The organism is Proteus vulgaris (assembly GCF_023100685.1).
GTDB lineage: Bacteria > Pseudomonadota > Gammaproteobacteria > Enterobacterales > Enterobacteriaceae > Proteus.
The window spans coordinates 235,364-252,762 of the sequence record NZ_CP090064.1; the positions used below are offsets into that span (position 1 = coordinate 235,364).

Below are 17,399 nucleotides of genomic sequence, written 5' to 3' on the forward strand. Positions count from 1 at the left end.
AAAGGGAATAAAGGTAATGGCGATAAATTTATTACCTCCTCAGCTTGCAAATCAAATTGCCGCAGGGGAAGTTGTTGAAAGACCTGCATCTGTGGTCAAAGAGTTACTCGAAAATAGTTTAGATGCAGGGGCGACTACAATTGATATTGATATCGATAAAGGTGGCGCCAAACTTATCCGTATTCGTGATAATGGATGTGGCATCAATCACGATGATTTGAAGTTAGCACTTGCTCGCCATGCAACTAGTAAAATATCAAGTCTTGATGATCTTGAAGCCATAATAAGTATGGGATTTCGTGGAGAAGCATTAGCCAGTATTAGCTCTGTTTCTCGTCTAACGCTGACCTCACGCACACAATCTCAAGATGAAGCGTGGCAAGCTTATGCAGAAGGCCGAGATATGGCCGTTACCGTTAAACCCGCAGCTCATCCTGTGGGGAGTACGGTTGAAGTCCTTGATCTGTTTTATAATACGCCGGCAAGACGTAAATTTTTACGCACTGAAAAAACAGAATTTGCACATATTGATGAAGTGGTTCGCAGAATTGCGTTATCACGCTTTGATGTCTCTATTAATCTTACCCATAATGGCAAACGTGTTCGCCAATACCGTGCAGTAAAAGATGAAAGCCAGCAAAATCGCCGTCTGAGTGCGATTTGCGGTAATAACTTTGTCAATCAATCGATGCATTTATCGTGGGAACATGGTGATTTAGCGATAAAAGGTTGGGTAGAACACCCCTTGTCATCAGTGCAATGCAGTGACATTCAATATTGTTATGTGAATGGACGAATGATGCGTGATAGGTTGATTAATCATGCTATTCGTCAGGCTTATGATGGGTATTTGCAAGGAGAACAACAGCCTTCTTATATCCTCTATTTGAGCGTTGATCCTCATCAAGTGGACGTTAATGTTCATCCAGCTAAACATGAAGTCCGCTTTCATGAATCACGTTTAGTGCATGATTTTATTTATCAGGGGGTGTTGAGTGTTTTACGACAAGCCACACAGACGCCTTTATCACAGACTTTAGATGAAGAAGATAATGAAATTGCGTTGAGTTTTCCTGAAAATCGTCAAGTAGCAGGTGAAAACGTATTTTCACAGCCTTATCAAACACCCACTAGTCAAAACGCCTCTAATAGAGTTCAGTCACATCAAGTTAATGAACGGGATACTCATCATCAAAAACAACCTCGCCAATTCGGTGAAAATCGTCAGTTTGGTGAAAGCTATCAACGCACACAAGGTGCGCTTTATCAAAAAATGATGCAAGAAAGTGCTTCTACATCAAACGATAAAGAAAAAATACCGTTATTTCCTGAACGTGCCCCATTGAATTTAGATGAAATCGTTCATACAACTAATAATATTGAAGACGATGTGATTTCGGTGATGCCTCGTTCTGTCAATGCGAAAGAAGGGCAAACTGATTATACTTTTGGGCGAGTATTGGCAATTTATCAGCAGAAATATGCGTTAATAGAATCTTCACAAGGTCTTGGGCTGTTATCATTGGAACAAGCTGATTTTCTGTTAAAATGTGCGCAATTATTGCCTAAAGATGAAATATTGAAGCCCCAACCTTTGTTAGTGCCTTTAAAATTAGCATTAAGTAAAGAAGAAATTAATGTATTCAATCAGTTTCACGCATTAATCAGTGATTTTGGTATTACTATTGAAATTTTACAGGGTAAAGCAACAATATATGCAGTACCGTTGCCTTTGCGTCAGCAAAATTTACCTGTGTTACTGGCCGCATTATTGGCGTATTTATCGATTGAAAAATCATGCACAAAACAACAGCTTGGGCAGTGGTTTGCAAAACAGATAAGCGCAGAGCAAGCAACATGGTCACAAGCTCAAGCTGTCGGGTTATTGGCAGATATTGAAAGACTTTGTCCTCAATATGTCAGACAGCCAGCAAAAAACTTATTACAATTAATAGAATTACAATCGGTGGTAGCGGCATTAAATAATGAGTGATGTAAACACACAAATAAAACCTAAAGCTATTTTTTTAATGGGGCCTACAGCGTCAGGTAAAACAGCATTAGCAATAGCACTAAGACAAAAACTACCTGTAGATATTATTAGTGTGGATTCTGCTCTTATCTATCGTGGGATGGATATTGGAACAGCTAAGCCAGATGCGACAGAGCAATCGCTTGCGCCACACCGGTTAATTGATATTCTAGACCCAGCATTACCTTACTCAGCAGCAGATTTTCGCCGAGATGCATTAAGTGCAATGGAAGAAATTACAGCTGCTGGGCGAATTCCACTATTAGTGGGTGGGACTATGCTATATTTTAAAGCGTTACTTGATGGCCTATCGCCTTTACCTAGTGCCAATCCAGAGGTTCGTGCTGAAATAGAGAAAAGAGCAACGGAGAAAGGATGGGAGGCGATACATAAAGAGCTTGCATTAGTTGACCCCGTTGCTGCGCAACGAATACATCCTAATGATCCTCAACGGCTTTCTCGTGCGCTAGAAGTTTACCTGATTTCAGGTAAAACAATGACAGAGTTGACAAAAATATCAGGCGAATCTTTGCCCTATGATGTTTATCAATTTGCGATTGCTCCGAAAGATAGAAATGTTCTTCACCAACGCATTGAAGCACGTTTTAAACAGATGTTAACGTGTGGATTTGAAGATGAAGTAAAATTATTATATGAACGGGGTGATTTGCATGAAGATTTACCTTCTGTACGTTGTGTCGGTTATCGCCAGATGTGGTCATATTTATCAGGCGAAATAGATTATGATGAGATGGTTTATCGAGGGATCTGTGCTACCCGGCAATTAGCGAAACGACAAATCACCTGGTTAAGAGGCTGGAATGATATTCACTGGCTTGATAGTGAAGATCCGAAACAATCTCTTGACACTGTTTTGCAGGTAGTTAGTGCATAGATGGTAGGTTTGTGTAAAATTGATAGTTGCCAAAGCGCAATTTTTGAGTAGTTCATTTTTCGAACCAATTGGGTTCTAATATAAAACAACAAAATAAGGAAAACATAGAATGGCTAAGGGGCAATCTTTGCAAGATCCTTTCCTGAACGCATTACGTCGTGAAAGGGTTCCCGTTTCTATCTATTTGGTAAACGGTATTAAATTGCAGGGTCAGATCGAATCTTTTGACCAATTTGTTATTTTGCTGAAAAACACAGTAAGCCAGATGGTATATAAACATGCTATCTCTACCGTGGTACCTTCGCGTCCTGTTTCTCATCATAGCAACACAGGTACGAATCAAACTGGTACAGGTTATAGCGGTAGCGCTACTCAGCAGGATGATGTTGCAGAATAATTATCCATTATTATTCTTGATATAAGAAAAACATAGGTAGGGAGACTTTACCTATGTTTTTTCCTGTTTTTATAAAGTCCAAGAGGTTTCGCCTTTGTTTGATCGTTATGAAGGTGGCGAACTCGCCGTCTTAGTGCACGTCTTCTTTTCTCAGGAAAAGGATGTTGATGATTTGCAAGAATTTGAATCCTTGGTGACATCTGCGGGTGTTAAGCCAGTTCAGATTATTACAGGAAATCGTAAAGCGCCTCATCCCAAATATTATGTGGGTGAAGGTAAGGCAGAAGAAATTGCCGAGGCTGTAAAAGCAAGTGGTGCAGATGTTGTTTTATTTAATCATGCACTGACACCGGCACAAGAACGAAATCTGGAAAGACTTTGTGAATGCCGTGTTGTTGATCGCACGGGAGTTATCCTTGATATTTTTGCTCAAAGAGCAAGAACTCATGAAGGAAAGCTACAGGTAGAACTCGCCCAGTTACGTCACTTATCAACTCGTTTAGTCAGAGGGTGGACTCACCTTGAAAGACAAAAAGGGGGGATTGGGTTACGAGGACCAGGTGAAACTCAGCTAGAAACGGACCGCCGCTTACTCCGAGGTAAAATTAGTCAAATTCTAATGCGATTGGGTAGGGTTGAGCGTCAGCGTGAACAAGGAAGACAAGCGCGGAGTAAAGCTGATATTCCAACATTATCCCTTGTTGGTTACACGAATGCAGGAAAATCGAGTTTATTTAATCATATTACCTGTTCTGATGTGTATGCGGCAGATCAGTTGTTTGCAACATTGGATCCTACATTAAGACGTATTCAAGTTGATGATGTGGGAACGGTTGTATTGGCTGATACCGTTGGATTTATTCGACATTTACCTCATGATCTTGTTGCTGCTTTTAAAGCGACTTTGCAAGAAACACGAGAAGCAACCTTGCTTCTTCATGTTATTGATGCAGCAGATAGTCGTTTTGAGGAGAATATTCATGCAGTTGAAAGTGTATTAGAAGAGATAGATGCTCAAGAAATACCAACACTGCATGTCATGAACAAAATTGATCTTCTTGAAGACTTCACACCAAGAATTGATCGAAATGAAGAAAACTTACCCGTTAGGGTTTGGGTTTCAGCACAAACAGGCGAAGGTATTCCTCTGTTATATCAGGCGTTGACAGAACGTCTTTCAGGTGAGATCGCACACTTTGAATTACGTTTACCGCCAGAAGATACAGGGCGCTTGCGTAGTCGTTTTTATCAATTACAGTCAATAGAGCGTGAATGGATTGAAAAAGACGGTAAAGTTGGGCTAATCATACGTATGCCTATGGTAGACTGGCATCGCCTTTGCAAGCAGGAACCCAATTTATTGGATTACGTGGTCTGATATTCGGCCATAAAAAAGAACATTAACTGAGAGCTGGCGACGAAATCGGCTCTTAAGCCTGATAAATCTAATCATAATAATGGAGCTAGAACATGGCGTGGAATCAGCCCGGTAACAACGGACAAGACCGCGACCCGTGGGGTAACCGTAACAGCGGCAATAATAATGGCGATGGTAACGGTAACTCCAACGGCAATCAAGGAGGTCGGAATCGTGGAGCATCAGATCTCGATGATATGTTCCGTAAACTGAGTGAAAAACTTGGTGGTTTCGGCGGTAAAAAAGGTGGAAACTCCTCTTCTGGGCAAAATGGCGGGCCTCGTGGTAATGCTGGAAATCTTTTGATTTCTCTTGCATTAGGTGCGGTTGTCGTAGTTTGGGCTGCAAGTGGTTTTTATACCATTAAAGAAGCAGAACAGGGTGTCGTGACGCGTTTTGGTAAATTTTACCAAATCGTTGAACCCGGTCTGAACTGGAAACCGACTTTTGTTGATGAAGTTCAGCCTGTTAACGTGAAAACTATCCGTGATTTAACCACGGGTGGCATGATGTTAACGTCAGATGAAAATATGGTTCAAGTTGAGATAAACGTACAGTACGTTGTCTCTGATCCAGAAACATTTCTGTTTAACCTCACAACACCTATTAACAGTTTAGGTCAAGCAACTGACAGTGCTGTACGTGGTGTTATTGGTCGTTCAGAAATGGAAAAAATTCTGACTTCAAACCGTTCAGAAATTCGTGACCAGACGCGTCAAGAATTAGAAGAGACTATCCGCCCTTATAATATGGGTATCTCTATTGTGGACGTCAACTTCCAAGTTGCGCGCCCACCAGAAGCTGTAAAAGCAGCATTCGATGACGTAATTGCGGCTCGTGAAGAAGAACAAAAAACAATTCGTCAAGCTGAGGCTTATAAAAACGAAGTGTTACCGTTAGCTAAAGGTAACGCACAACGTATGATTGAAGAAGCAACAGCGTATAAAACCAGTGTGGTGATGAGAGCAGAGGGTGAGGTAGCTAGCTTTGCTAAAATCTTACCTGAGTATCGTGCAGCTCCTGAAATTACTCGCGAGCGTCTTTACATTGAAACGATGGAAAAAGTGCTATCGAAAACACGTAAAATCATTGCAAATGATAAAGGTAACAGCATGTTAGTGCTACCTTTAGAGCAAATGCTACGTCAGCCATCTCAATCGGGAGCATCAAATACCCTTGAGGCGTCGGCTCGTATGCCCGCACCAGCTCCAACTGTAAATCCAACACCGACACAAAAACCAGCAACAACGACTTATGGTAATGGTGGATATGGTAGTAATAATGGCGGTTATGGTCAGCCTTACGGCAATAATCAAGGAGGACAATAATCATGCGTAAAGTTATCGCTGTTGTTGCAGTTATTATTTTAGCGTTGTTGTACTCCTCTGTATTTGTCGTTCAACAATATGAGCGTGGTATCATTTTACGCTTTGCGAAAGTTGTGCGTGATGCTGAAAATAAACCTGTTGTTTATGAGCCAGGTATTCATTTTAAAATTCCATTCATTGAGAATGTGAAAAAACTGGATGCGCGTATTCAAACTATGAATATCCAGCAAGACCGTTTCTTATCAGGTGAGAACAAAGACTTATTAGTCGATTCTTATCTAAAATGGCGTATCAGTGATTTCAGTACTTACTATCTGGCAACAGGTGGTGGTAATACAACGCAAGCTGAAACTTTACTACGTCGTAAATTTAGTGACCGTTTACGTTCTGAAATTGGTCGTATGAGCGTAAACCAAATTATTACGGATTCTCGTGGTCGTTTAACCATTGATGTTCGTAATGCACTGAATGAAGGTACACCTTCTCGTGATACAAGTGCTGCTGATGATGCTATTGCTATTGCAGCGAAGAAAGTAGCTGAAGAAACTAAAGGCCAAGCTCCTGCTATCAATATGAACAGTATGGCAGCATTAGGTATTGAAGTGATTGACGTTCGAATCAAGCAAATCAACCTACCTATGGAAGTTTCTGAGGCGATTTATCAGCGTATGCGTGCAGAACGTGAAGCAGTTGCTCGTCGTCACCGTTCACAAGGTCAAGAGCAAGCGGTGAAAATTCGTGCAGCGGCGGATAAGACAGTAACAGAAACATTAGCTGAATCTGAGCGTGAATCTTTACGTCTTCGTGGTGAAGGTGATGCACAAGCAACAAAACTGTTTGCTGATGCATTCAACCAAGATCCTGACTTCTATGCTTTCATTCGTAGCTTACGTGCTTATGAGAAGAGCTTTAATCAAGACGGCAATGACGTCATGGTGTTAAGCCCAGATAGCGATTTCTTACGCTATATGAAAGCACCAACCAAAGCGCGTGCGATTGAAGAGTAATTAAAACGCGTTAGATTGACTGAATAAATAATAAAAATCCTCCACCTTAATAAGTGGGGGATTTTTTTTGATATCAATAAGATAAAAAGAATTACTTAGTAGCAAAATAAATAATTGTGCTTATTAAGATGAAAAATTATCCTTAATGGTTTCCAAAATGGCTTTAGCTGGGATAGTATAAAGTGAAAATTGCATTTCAAGATAAACCTTCGGCAATTCCGAAGCGTCTTCTTCGCCATTTTCACTTTTATGTCACTCTGCTTCCTATTTTTGCGATCAAAACTGTTGATGAAAGTCACAATATGTTTGTGGTGCGGATTTTTCGGGCAAAAATATTGACAATGGCAAGATAATCTATTGCTTAAAAGCGGGGATGACATAATTAGATAAAATCTACTGTAACTCTTGATTTGAGATGGTAGAATCCTTTTTTAAGCAACCGAGTGTATTTTGAAATGAGTAATAACGTTGTCGTATTGGGCACCCAGTGGGGTGACGAAGGCAAAGGCAAGATAGTCGATTTGCTGACAGAACGCGCTAAGTATGTTGTTCGCTACCAAGGTGGCCATAACGCGGGTCACACTCTAGTCATCGACGGTGAAAAAACCGTTCTTCATTTAATCCCATCAGGCATTCTCCGTGAAAATGTTGTTAGCATCATAGCAAACGGTGTCGTTTTATCACCAGAAGCGCTGATGAAGGAAATGACCCAACTTGAAGATCGTGGCATTCCTGTTCGCTCTCGTTTACTTCTGTCTGAAGCTTGCCCATTAATCCTTCCTTATCATATCGCATTAGATAATGCGCGTGAGAAAGCGCGTGGCGAGAAAGCTATCGGTACAACAGGTCGCGGTATTGGCCCTGCTTACGAAGATAAAGTTGCTCGTCGTGGTTTACGTGTTGGCGATCTGTTTGATAAAAAAGCATTTGCACAAAAACTCAAAGAAATCATCGAATACCATAACTTCCAACTGGTTAACTACTACAAAGTTGAACCTGTTGATTACCAAAAAACCTTAGACGATATCATGGCAATCGCTGATATTCTGACAGGTATGGTTGTTGATGTTTCTGACTTACTGTACAAAGCAACACAAAACGGTGAGTTAGTGATGTTTGAAGGTGCACAAGGTACTTTATTAGACATCGACCATGGTACTTATCCATATGTAACCTCTTCAAACACCACCGCTGGTGGCGTGGCAACAGGCTCAGGTTTAGGCCCTCGCTATGTTGGCTACGTATTAGGGATCATCAAAGCGTATTCTACTCGTGTCGGTGCAGGTCCATTCCCAACTGAACTGTTTGATGAAGTGGGTGACTTCCTGCGTGAGAAAGGCCAAGAATTTGGTGCAACCACTGGTCGTAGCCGTCGTACTGGTTGGTTAGATATCGTTGCTATTCGTCGCGCTGTTCAAATCAACTCACTGTCTGGCTTCTGCATGACTAAGCTGGATGTATTAGATGGTCTGAAAGAAGTGAAATTGTGCGTAGGCTATCGTTTACCAAACGGTGAAGTGATTGATACTACACCTTTAGCTGCTGATGATTGGGAAGGTATCGAGCCTATCTATGAATCAATGCCGGGTTGGAACGAAACGACATTTGGTGTGAAAGATCACGCCCAATTGCCACAAGCAGCACTAAACTACATCAAACGTGTAGAAGAGTTAACTGGTGTTCCTGTTGATATCGTTTCTACAGGCCCAGATCGCTCAGAGACTATTATTCTCCGTCATCCATTTGATGCTTAATTCGCATTAAATAGGCTTGATGTGAAAATCGTCCCTGAAAATGACAGGGGCGATTTTTTCGTATCTGTTTGTAGGTGAATTAAAGATAAAAATGCGCGTTACATAATAAGATAAGACAGCTTTACACTCGGTTTTGCTTCTGTTTTATCTGTAACGAGTAAAAACAATAAGACAATGTTATTGTTGTAATGCCAGAAATAGAAAAGCGATCTGTTGAAAATCGACAGTATCGCTTTTTCTTTGCCTGTGATGTCGCTATTATTTTGTTAGTAGTCAAGTGAGAGACGGAAATAACTCACTTTTGAGCATATCTTTGCTAAATGTCCAAAAATTAAACATAATATTGCTTAATAAAATGATATTCTCATTACTAATTACTTATCCCTAAACAACTTTAATAGGGAAAACCACTTTTCAGAGGTCATTGTGCAATTAACCAGTTTTACAGATTATGGATTGCGAGCATTGATATATATGGCTTCATTGCCAGAAGGCAAAATGACGAGCATCACAGAAGTGACGCAAGTTTATGGTGTCTCACGTAATCATATGGTGAAAATTATTAATCAACTGAGCCATTTGGGGTTTGTTGAGGCTATTCGCGGTAAAAATGGAGGGATCCGTTTAGGCAAGCCTGCTGCAGACATCATTGTCGGTGATGTTGTCCGTGCTTTAGAGCCACTTTCATTAGTAAACTGTAGTGCTGAGTTTTGCCACATTACCCCAGCTTGTCGATTAAAACTGGTGTTAAATCAGGCGATTGAGCAGTTTTTGAAAGAGTTAGACCGTCACACACTCGCAGAGCTAGTTGAAAACAATAGCTCCTTATATAAATTGTTATTAGAAGATGTTTGAGTCTACTATTTCATCAAATCTGATAGCTTGGAGGTCATAATGTCAAAAGATCCTTTTCAAGATAGAGAAGCAGAGAAATACGCCTCTCCAATTGCTAGTCGCGAATATATTTTAGAAGAAATGAAAAAGCGCACGGCCCCTATGAGTCGTGAAGATTTAGCGCAGGCGTTAAAAATTTCTGGAGAAGAAGACCTAGAAGCGTTACGTCGTCGTTTAAGAGCGATGGAGCGTGATGGGCAGTTAGTTTTTACTCGCCGCCAATGTTATGCGTTACCTGAGCGTCTTGATTTATGGAAAGGTAAGGTAATCGGTCACCGTGATGGTTATGGTTTTTTACGCGCAGAAGGTCAAAAAGATGATCTTTACCTTTCACAAGATGAAATGAAAAAAACCATGCATGGTGACGTTATTTTAGCCCAACCTTTAGGTATGGATAGAAAAGGTCGTCGTGAAGGTCGCGTAGTGCGTGTTATTGAACCAAGAAATAACCAAATTGTTGGTCGCTATTTTATTGAATCTGGTATGGGGTTTGTTGTACCGGATGATAGCCGCTTAAGTTTTGATATTCTTATCCCTAAAGAAGATATCATGGGTGCGCGTATGGGTAATGTGGTGGTGGTTGAAGTCACAACAAGACCAACTCGACGCACACAAGCAGTAGGCCGTATTGTTGAAATTTTAGGTGAAACCATGGGAACTGGTATTGCGGTAGAAATCGCATTACGTACTCATGAAATCCCTTATACATGGCCTGCAAAAGTGACAAAAGAAGTTGCTGATTTAAAAGAAGAAGTGCCTGAGTCAGCTAAAGAAGGACGTGTTGATTTACGTGACTTACCTTTAATTACTATTGACGGTGAAGATGCGCGAGACTTTGATGACGCTGTTTATTGTCAACGTAAAAAAGGTGGCGGTTGGCGTTTATGGGTTGCGATTGCCGATGTTAGCTATTATGTACGCCCACAAACAGCGTTAGATACAGAAGCACGTAGCCGAGGAAACTCCGTTTATTTCCCTTCTCAAGTTGTACCGATGTTGCCAGAAGTTCTGTCTAATGGATTGTGTTCATTAAATCCACAAGTTGACCGTCTATGTATGGTCTGTGAGATGACTGTTTCTGAGCAAGGACGTCTTTCTTCTTATCGATTCTATGAAGCGGTGATGAGTTCTCATGCTCGAATGACCTACACCAAAGTGTGGAAGATCATTCAAGGTGATGAAGAACTACGTGAACACTATAAGCCTATCGTTAAGGATATTGAGCATCTGTATGAGTTATACCAAGCGTTAGATAAAGCACGCGAACAGCGCGGTGCAATTGGTTTTGAATCAGAAGAAGCGAAGTTTATCTTTAATGCTGAGCGTCGTATTGAGCGTATTGAACCGGTTGTTCGTAATGATGCACACAAATTGATTGAAGAGTGCATGATCTTAGCGAATATCGCTGCAGCTCGTTTTGTTGAGAAGAATGAAGAGCCTGCGTTATACCGTATTCATGATAAACCAAAAGAAGAAAGCGTACTGAATTTACGTTCTGTCTTTAATGAATTAGGTTTAACGCTACCTGGTGGCTTGACACCAGAGCCAGCAGATTATGCGCGTGTCATGAAAGAGGTTGAAGACAGGCCTGATCGTGAAATGCTACAAACTATGATTTTGCGTTCCATGAAACAGGCGATTTACGATCCTGAAAACCGTGGACACTTTGGTTTAGCACTGAAGTCTTATGCACACTTTACCTCACCAATTCGTCGTTATCCTGATTTAGCCTTGCATCGTGCAATTAAATATCAGATTGCGAAGGAAGAAGGCCACGGTTCACAACGTTGGACACCGACAGGTGGTTACCATAGTGATATGGATACCATGTTGCAATTAGGTGAGCACTGTTCTTTAACGGAGCGCCGTGCTGATGAAGCAACAAGAGATGTGGCTGATTGGCTGAAATGTGACTTTATGCTGGATCAAATTGGTCAACAATTTACCGGTATTATCACCAGTGTAACGGGCTTTGGTTTCTTTGTTCGCTTAAACGATCTGTTTATCGATGGTTTAGTGCATGTTTCTACATTAAATAATGATTACTATCAATACGATAACGTTGGGCAGCGTTTAATTGGTGAGTCTTCAGGACAAGTCTATCGCCTTGGTGATGAAGTTGAAGTTAAAGTTGAAGCAGTCAGTATGGATGAACGTACTATCGATTTTTCCTTAATTTCAACAACACGCACAGCGCGTAACCCGGGTAAAACAGCACGAGTTCGCGGGTTAAAGGGCGAAAAAGACAAGAAAAACGCAAGTTCTAGTAAGTCTCGACGTCGTGATGCAAGCAAAGATAAAAACTTTGAGCCAGATAGCGCCTTTAAAAAAGGAAAATCAGCTAAAGGCAATGCAAACAAAGACAGAGCTGTAAAAGACCAAGTTGCTAAAGATAAAGCAAGTAGTAAACGCAAGAAAGCATCATCACAAACCAAAAAGATAGAAGCAAAACTTAAAGCTAAACGCGCAGCCAAACGCGATAACGCATAACGTTTTATTCTTCTGGTTCTTTTTTAAAAGGCGGAGACTCCGCCTTTTATCTGTTTTGTGCCTTTTATTTTTTAATGAGTAAGCACCGCTATGAGCGAAGAAATTATTTATGGTATTCACGCAGTAAAAGCATTGCTTGAGCGTGATCCTGCACGTTTTAAAGAAGTTTATGTATTAAAAGGGCGTGAAGATCGCCGTTTAACTCCCGTCATCCACGAATTAGAAGCCCAAGGGATTTTAGTTCAAGTGGCTAATCGTCAATGGTTAGATACTCAAACGGAAGGTGCTGTTCACCAAGGTATCATTGCAAAAGTGAAACCTGGTCGTCAGTACCAAGAACAAGATTTACCCGATTTATTAGCTAAAGTCGGTACACCTTTCTTATTAGTGCTAGATGGTGTAACAGATCCGCATAATTTAGGTGCATGTTTACGTAGCGCAGATGCTGCTGGTGTACACGCTGTTATCGTCCCTAAAGATCGTTCCGCACAATTAAATGCTACAGCGAAAAAAGTTGCGTGTGGTGCAGCGGAAAGTGTTCCTTTGATTAAAGTGACTAACCTTGCTCGTACATTGCGCTTTTTGCAAGAAGAGAACGTTTGGATTGTCGGCACAGCAGGGGAAGCAGACCATACTTTATATCAAAGCAAACTTACCGGTCCTATGGCTTTGGTGATGGGCGCTGAAGGTGAAGGAATGCGCCGTTTAACGCGTGAGCATTGTGATGAACTTATCAGTATCCCAATGGCGGGTACAGTGTCTTCGCTCAACGTTTCTGTTGCAACAGGTGTTTGCTTATTTGAAGCAATGCGCCAGCGTATTATTGTGAAATAATCGCTTAATTTATTTTATTCTCGATACTCCCTTGAGTTTTATTGACCGCGGGGGTATAGTTACGCGTCAATTTTTTCAGTCACAACTTAAACAAGTTCCTTGCCTCCATGGGTGGTGACTGACCCTGACAGGAGGCTGATAAATCCGTAAGGAGCAATATCAAATGCGTCATTACGAAATCGTTTTTATGGTTCATCCTGACCAGAGCGAACAAGTTCCGGGCATGATCGAGCGTTATAAAACCGCTATCACTAATGCAAATGGTCAGATCCACCGTCTAGAAGACTGGGGTCGTCGTCAATTAGCTTATCCAATCAACAAACTGCACAAAGCACACTACGTTCTGATGAACGTTGAAGCTCCGCAGGAAGTGATTGATGAACTGGAAACTACTTTCCGTTTCAACGATGCCGTTCTCCGCAACATGATCATGCGTACTAAACACGCAGTAACTGAAGCTTCTCCAATGGTTAAAGCAAAAGACGAACGCCGTCGTGATATCGCTGATGACCTCGATGAAGAAGATGAAGTTGATGATGTAGCAGAGGATTCTGAAGAGTAATTAGTGCTGTGACGGCTAATAATCATTTAGTGCTAACTGGCACAGTGTGCAAAGCATTAATACGAAAAGTTAGCCCCGCCGGGATCCCGCACTGTCAATTTGTTATTGAACATCGTTCAATGCAAGAAGAGGCGGGATTAAAAAGACAATCATGGTGTCGAATGCCCATTATTGCCAGCGGGAAAGCGTTACAAGCAATTACTCACAGTATAACGGTCGGCAGCCAAATCACCGTTTCAGGATTCATTAGTAGCCATCAGGCGCGAAATGGATTGTTTAAATTGGTGCTTCATGCCGAGCAGATTGAATTGATAGATTCTGGAGACTAGCCATATGGCACGTTATTTCCGTCGTCGTAAGTTCTGCCGTTTCACAGCAGAAGGCGTACAAGAGATCGATTATAAAGATATCGCTACGCTGAAAAACTATATCACTGAAAGTGGTAAAATTGTACCAAGTCGTATCACCGGTACTCGTGCAAAATACCAGCGTCAGCTGGCTCGTGCTATCAAGCGCGCACGCTACCTGTCTTTATTACCTTATACTGATCGTCATCAGTAATAGGTATATAGTCCATTAATGACTTGTAGAGGATAAGGTAATGCAAATTATTCTGCTTGATAAAGTAGCGAATCTGGGTAGCCTGGGTGATCAGGTTAACGTAAAATCGGGCTATGCTCGTAACTATTTAATCCCACAGGGTAAAGCTGTTTCTGCGACTAAGAAAAACATCGAGTTTTTCGAAGCGCGTCGTGCTGAGTTAGAAGCTAAATTAGCTGAAACTTTAGCAGCAGCTGAAGCTCGTGCAGCGAAGATCAATGCACTGGGTTCTGTCACTATCAGCTCTAAAGCGGGTGACGAAGGTAAACTGTTTGGTTCAATCGGTACTCGTGACATCGCTGATGCAGTAACTGCAGCTGGCGTTGAAATGTGTAAGAGCGAAGTTCGCCTGCCAAATGGCGTTCTGCGTACTACTGGTGACCACGAAGTTCACTTCCAAGTTCACAGTGACGTATTCGCTGAACTGAATGTTATCATCGTTGCTGAATAATCTTTGATTAAACAGTTAATGTTGATAAAAAAAACGCCAGCTTAGCTGGCGTTTTTTTTTGAATAAATTTAATCTTCTTACCACTATTTCTATGGTGTGCGGTAATAACTTCCATCACTTAAACGTGTGTAAGTAATGACCGTACCTGCGCTGTTTGTCACTTCCAGCATACTGATATCACCTTGTGGATTGCGTTGTAATCGAATTTCCTGCCCTGAACGCAGTTGGCTCAATGATTTTTGTTGATCTTCAGATTTTGCCATAGAAAAAGCATCATTTACTGGAAGTTGATTATCTCTAAAGAGCTGCGCTAAGGTTTGTCCTTCTTTAATGGTATATGTTTGCCATTTTTGTGAGGATGTTGAAGCGGATCCTTGTGGTTGTATTGTTTGATCAACACCTTCATCTATATTGTTTGTCGTTGAATTCTCACTAGGAAGTCCCGTTCCTTGATCAGCATCTAAGCTATCTTGTGCTTGAGGGATCGGTGCTTGATAAATTGGATCTTCGTTAGTGACTGATGGTGCAATGGGCACAGGAAGATCTTGTGTCGATGATGACGGTTGAGGTGGCTCACCGTTATTTTCACTTGTTGGCCAAAAAAATACGACCAACAAAACCACGGCAATAATCAGTATTGCTCGACGATGTAAGCCAGGGAATTTGCCCATATTCACCTCATTATTGATCTGTGAATCAGTATTATGAATTGCTGTAACATCTTTTTTATTCCTTGTTGCCATACTAGCACGAACCATGATCCTAACCTGCTCCCTGAATTCTTTTCAGAATTATCTATTCGCTCTAACCATTAATGTTCTTCATTTCCTTGATGGTTAACTAAAAATAGCTTTATACGTTGATAAGCATTTTTATCGGTTTCTATGGTTAAGGCTTGTGTTAATTCACCATAAAGATCATGAGGCAATAATGTATCAGACCAAGTTGAAAGAACATTCAGCGCCATATTTCTATCACGCAATGTCGGGCTACGTAACTGCCGTTTGATGAGTGACCAGCCGATACCGGGAAAACCACCAAGATCTTGCATAATGTATTCAACGGCATGATGAGGCTGATATTCAGAGTCAGTAGTTATTAATGGATCATCTGTGCTACCTAATTGTGTTAATGCAATTTGTTGTTCTGCAAGTTTGACTACCCTTTCTATTTTATGAGAAGCATCTGTTTGCATTAACTGATGCCACCAGTCTGCATTGGGATTATCTTTTTGCAGTGAAAAAAGCAATTCCCAGATATCAAGACGAAGAGATTTTGCTACCAAACTTGCTTGGTAATTTTTTGAGCGAGAGGGGTGTTGTAATGCTTCAATAATGAGTGTTGACCACTCTGGTTTTTGAATAATATTTTGTGAAACAGACATAATTTGCTGTTGGATATGGTCATCCCATCCTAAAGTTTCGAGTAATAACCAATCCTCACCACTATTTTGTACAAAATCAGCGATTTCACAAACGCAATGAAGCAATTTTAGCTCTTTTGGTGGCAGTGCATCGACCTGTGAAATAAATGCTTTGCAAACTTGAACACCCTCAATGTAATCATAAATATCTTTTGCTGGGCCGCCATTAAGCAATGAACGCAATAAATCACTACAACCCAGTAGCAGTGTGTTATCTAAAGGATGCGTATGGAGCATCTCTAATAGTTTGCCTTTCGTTACACAGTCATAGGCGACATATTCTGTCATTACATTATTTTTATAACCTTCAGTGAGTAACCAATAACGGTTATTTACCGAAAGTGCTGTTGGCAGATATTCAATAAATTGAATACGTCCCCAACCCTTAGTACGTTGACCAAGTGGATATAAAAAAGGCTCAAATTCTTCACAGGAAAGGCGTTGTTTTAGTGAACGAATAGCATAGAGTGTAAATTCAGGATGAAGAGCAAACAATAAAAGCAAACGTTGAGAAGTATTATCACGAAATGATCTTAACAACCCTAAAGCGATTTTAACGGGATTCTTATCAGGGCTCAGTTTTAAGATCCATAAGATCAACTGAAAATAGATCTCATTTTTAAACAATGCTTCATCTTGTTCTATTTGCTCGATCAACTGGGAAAGATAAGTTATTGGGGCGAGTTTATCCTGACAGGCTATTGCATAAAAAGAAGTGATATGATCTTTATCGGGTAACAGCACAACATGTTTGATTGCGTTATAGAGTGATAGGACAAATTCCTCACATGATTGCTGCGAAGGTTGCTGTTCGATCGCGCGACCTATCCGTTGATGCAGAATAATGCCTTCACGAGCGCCAGCTGACCAACTGAAAGGAATAGATTCATTATTTGATTTTTCTTTTAAGTGGCTTTCTGACAATAGATTTAATTCATCAGGTAAAGGCTCATCGCCTATTTCATAAGGAATTAACAGTGAAAAAAGCGAAGGAGTAGAAGTAGGAAAAACATTAGGAAAGTCTATATTAAGATCAATAGACAGAGGTGACTTACTGAAAAGCTTATCGCGCCAATTAGTCATAATATGTCCTATTTGTTTTGCCGTCTTAGTATAACTCTAGCGGAAAATAGATAAACTGGATAAAAAAAGGCCAGAAAACCCACTTATATCACTTAAAAAGTCACACCTAAAACAGCCTCCTTTTTTCTAAGATTGAAAACAGATTAAAAAAAACTAGTCAAGGAAATTAAAAAGCGCTACATTACTGCAATTCAATATTGTTATATTATAACATCACAAACAAGGTGGGGTT

At 40.8% G+C, this 17,399-nt stretch carries 17 protein-coding genes; 15 read left to right on the forward strand and 2 right to left on the reverse strand.

The window, feature by feature from the left end:
• Positions 1-16: 16 nt before the first annotated feature.
• The 15 genes from mutL to rplI all read left to right on the forward strand — a co-directional run bounded on the left by mutL (position 17) and on the right by rplI (position 14,661).
• Positions 17-1,993 carry a DNA mismatch repair endonuclease MutL gene (gene mutL, locus LW139_RS01190; RefSeq protein WP_247850514.1) on the forward strand — a complete coding sequence of 659 codons (1,977 nt, stop codon included), beginning with the start codon at positions 17-19 and terminating at the stop codon, positions 1,991-1,993.
• Positions 1,986-2,927, forward strand: a complete 942-nt coding sequence (miaA, locus tag LW139_RS01195) for a tRNA (adenosine(37)-N6)-dimethylallyltransferase MiaA (RefSeq protein ID WP_247850515.1) — start codon at positions 1,986-1,988, stop codon at positions 2,925-2,927. Before mutL ends, miaA begins: the two co-directional genes overlap by 8 nt.
• 109 nt (positions 2,928-3,036) lie before the next feature.
• Entirely contained in the window at positions 3,037-3,324 is a 288-nt protein-coding gene (gene hfq, locus LW139_RS01200) for an RNA chaperone Hfq (RefSeq protein WP_072069604.1), read from the forward strand.
• Between the two features lie 94 nt (positions 3,325-3,418).
• On the forward strand, positions 3,419-4,702 hold the full coding sequence (hflX, locus tag LW139_RS01205; protein WP_109408475.1) for a ribosome rescue GTPase HflX: 1,284 nt from the start codon (positions 3,419-3,421) through the stop codon (positions 4,700-4,702).
• 92 nt (positions 4,703-4,794) lie between these two features.
• On the forward strand, positions 4,795-6,069 hold the full coding sequence (hflK, locus tag LW139_RS01210) for an FtsH protease activity modulator HflK (RefSeq protein ID WP_166540281.1): 1,275 nt from the start codon (positions 4,795-4,797) through the stop codon (positions 6,067-6,069).
• A 2-nt stretch (positions 6,070-6,071) separates the two neighbouring features.
• Complete coding sequence (gene hflC, locus LW139_RS01215) at positions 6,072-7,076, forward strand: protease modulator HflC (RefSeq protein WP_166540282.1); 1,005 nt, start codon at positions 6,072-6,074, stop codon at positions 7,074-7,076.
• Positions 7,077-7,258: 182 nt separating this feature from the next.
• Positions 7,259-7,429, forward strand: coding sequence for a hypothetical protein (locus LW139_RS01220; RefSeq protein WP_164525857.1), 171 nt, complete (start codon positions 7,259-7,261; stop codon positions 7,427-7,429).
• Between the two features lie 102 nt (positions 7,430-7,531).
• Positions 7,532-8,830, forward strand: a complete 1,299-nt coding sequence (locus LW139_RS01225) for an adenylosuccinate synthase (RefSeq protein ID WP_109408525.1) — start codon at positions 7,532-7,534, stop codon at positions 8,828-8,830.
• 426 nt (positions 8,831-9,256) lie between these two features.
• On the forward strand, positions 9,257-9,685 hold the full coding sequence (gene nsrR / locus LW139_RS01230; RefSeq protein WP_166540283.1) for a nitric oxide-sensing transcriptional repressor NsrR: 429 nt from the start codon (positions 9,257-9,259) through the stop codon (positions 9,683-9,685).
• 39 nt (positions 9,686-9,724) lie between these two features.
• A complete protein-coding gene (rnr, locus tag LW139_RS01235) occupies positions 9,725-12,214 on the forward strand; it encodes a ribonuclease R (RefSeq protein ID WP_166540284.1) in 2,490 nt (829 codons plus the stop codon).
• Between the two features lie 90 nt (positions 12,215-12,304).
• Positions 12,305-13,048 carry a 23S rRNA (guanosine(2251)-2'-O)-methyltransferase RlmB gene (gene rlmB / locus LW139_RS01240; protein WP_166540285.1) on the forward strand — a complete coding sequence of 248 codons (744 nt, stop codon included), beginning with the start codon at positions 12,305-12,307 and terminating at the stop codon, positions 13,046-13,048.
• A gap of 163 nt (positions 13,049-13,211) precedes the next feature.
• On the forward strand, positions 13,212-13,610 hold the full coding sequence (gene rpsF / locus LW139_RS01245) for a 30S ribosomal protein S6 (RefSeq protein ID WP_072069598.1): 399 nt from the start codon (positions 13,212-13,214) through the stop codon (positions 13,608-13,610).
• 8 nt (positions 13,611-13,618) lie between these two features.
• Positions 13,619-13,939 (forward strand): primosomal replication protein N, encoded by a 321-nt coding sequence (gene priB, locus LW139_RS01250; RefSeq protein ID WP_166540286.1) that lies wholly within the window; start codon positions 13,619-13,621, stop codon positions 13,937-13,939.
• 4 nt (positions 13,940-13,943) lie between these two features.
• Positions 13,944-14,171, forward strand: a complete 228-nt coding sequence (gene rpsR, locus LW139_RS01255) for a 30S ribosomal protein S18 (RefSeq protein ID WP_000135199.1) — start codon at positions 13,944-13,946, stop codon at positions 14,169-14,171.
• A 40-nt stretch (positions 14,172-14,211) separates the two neighbouring features.
• Positions 14,212-14,661 carry a 50S ribosomal protein L9 gene (gene rplI / locus LW139_RS01260; protein ID WP_023583606.1) on the forward strand — a complete coding sequence of 150 codons (450 nt, stop codon included), beginning with the start codon at positions 14,212-14,214 and terminating at the stop codon, positions 14,659-14,661.
• 89 nt (positions 14,662-14,750) lie between these two features.
• Here rplI and LW139_RS01265 read toward each other — a convergent pair whose 3' ends face one another.
• Complete coding sequence (locus tag LW139_RS01265; protein ID WP_247850516.1) at positions 14,751-15,419, reverse strand: LysM-like peptidoglycan-binding domain-containing protein; 669 nt, start codon at positions 15,417-15,419, stop codon at positions 14,751-14,753.
• A 53-nt stretch (positions 15,420-15,472) separates the two neighbouring features.
• On the reverse strand, positions 15,473-17,167 hold the full coding sequence (locus LW139_RS01270; RefSeq protein WP_109408481.1) for a hypothetical protein: 1,695 nt from the start codon (positions 17,165-17,167) through the stop codon (positions 15,473-15,475).
• Positions 17,168-17,399 lie beyond the last annotated feature (232 nt).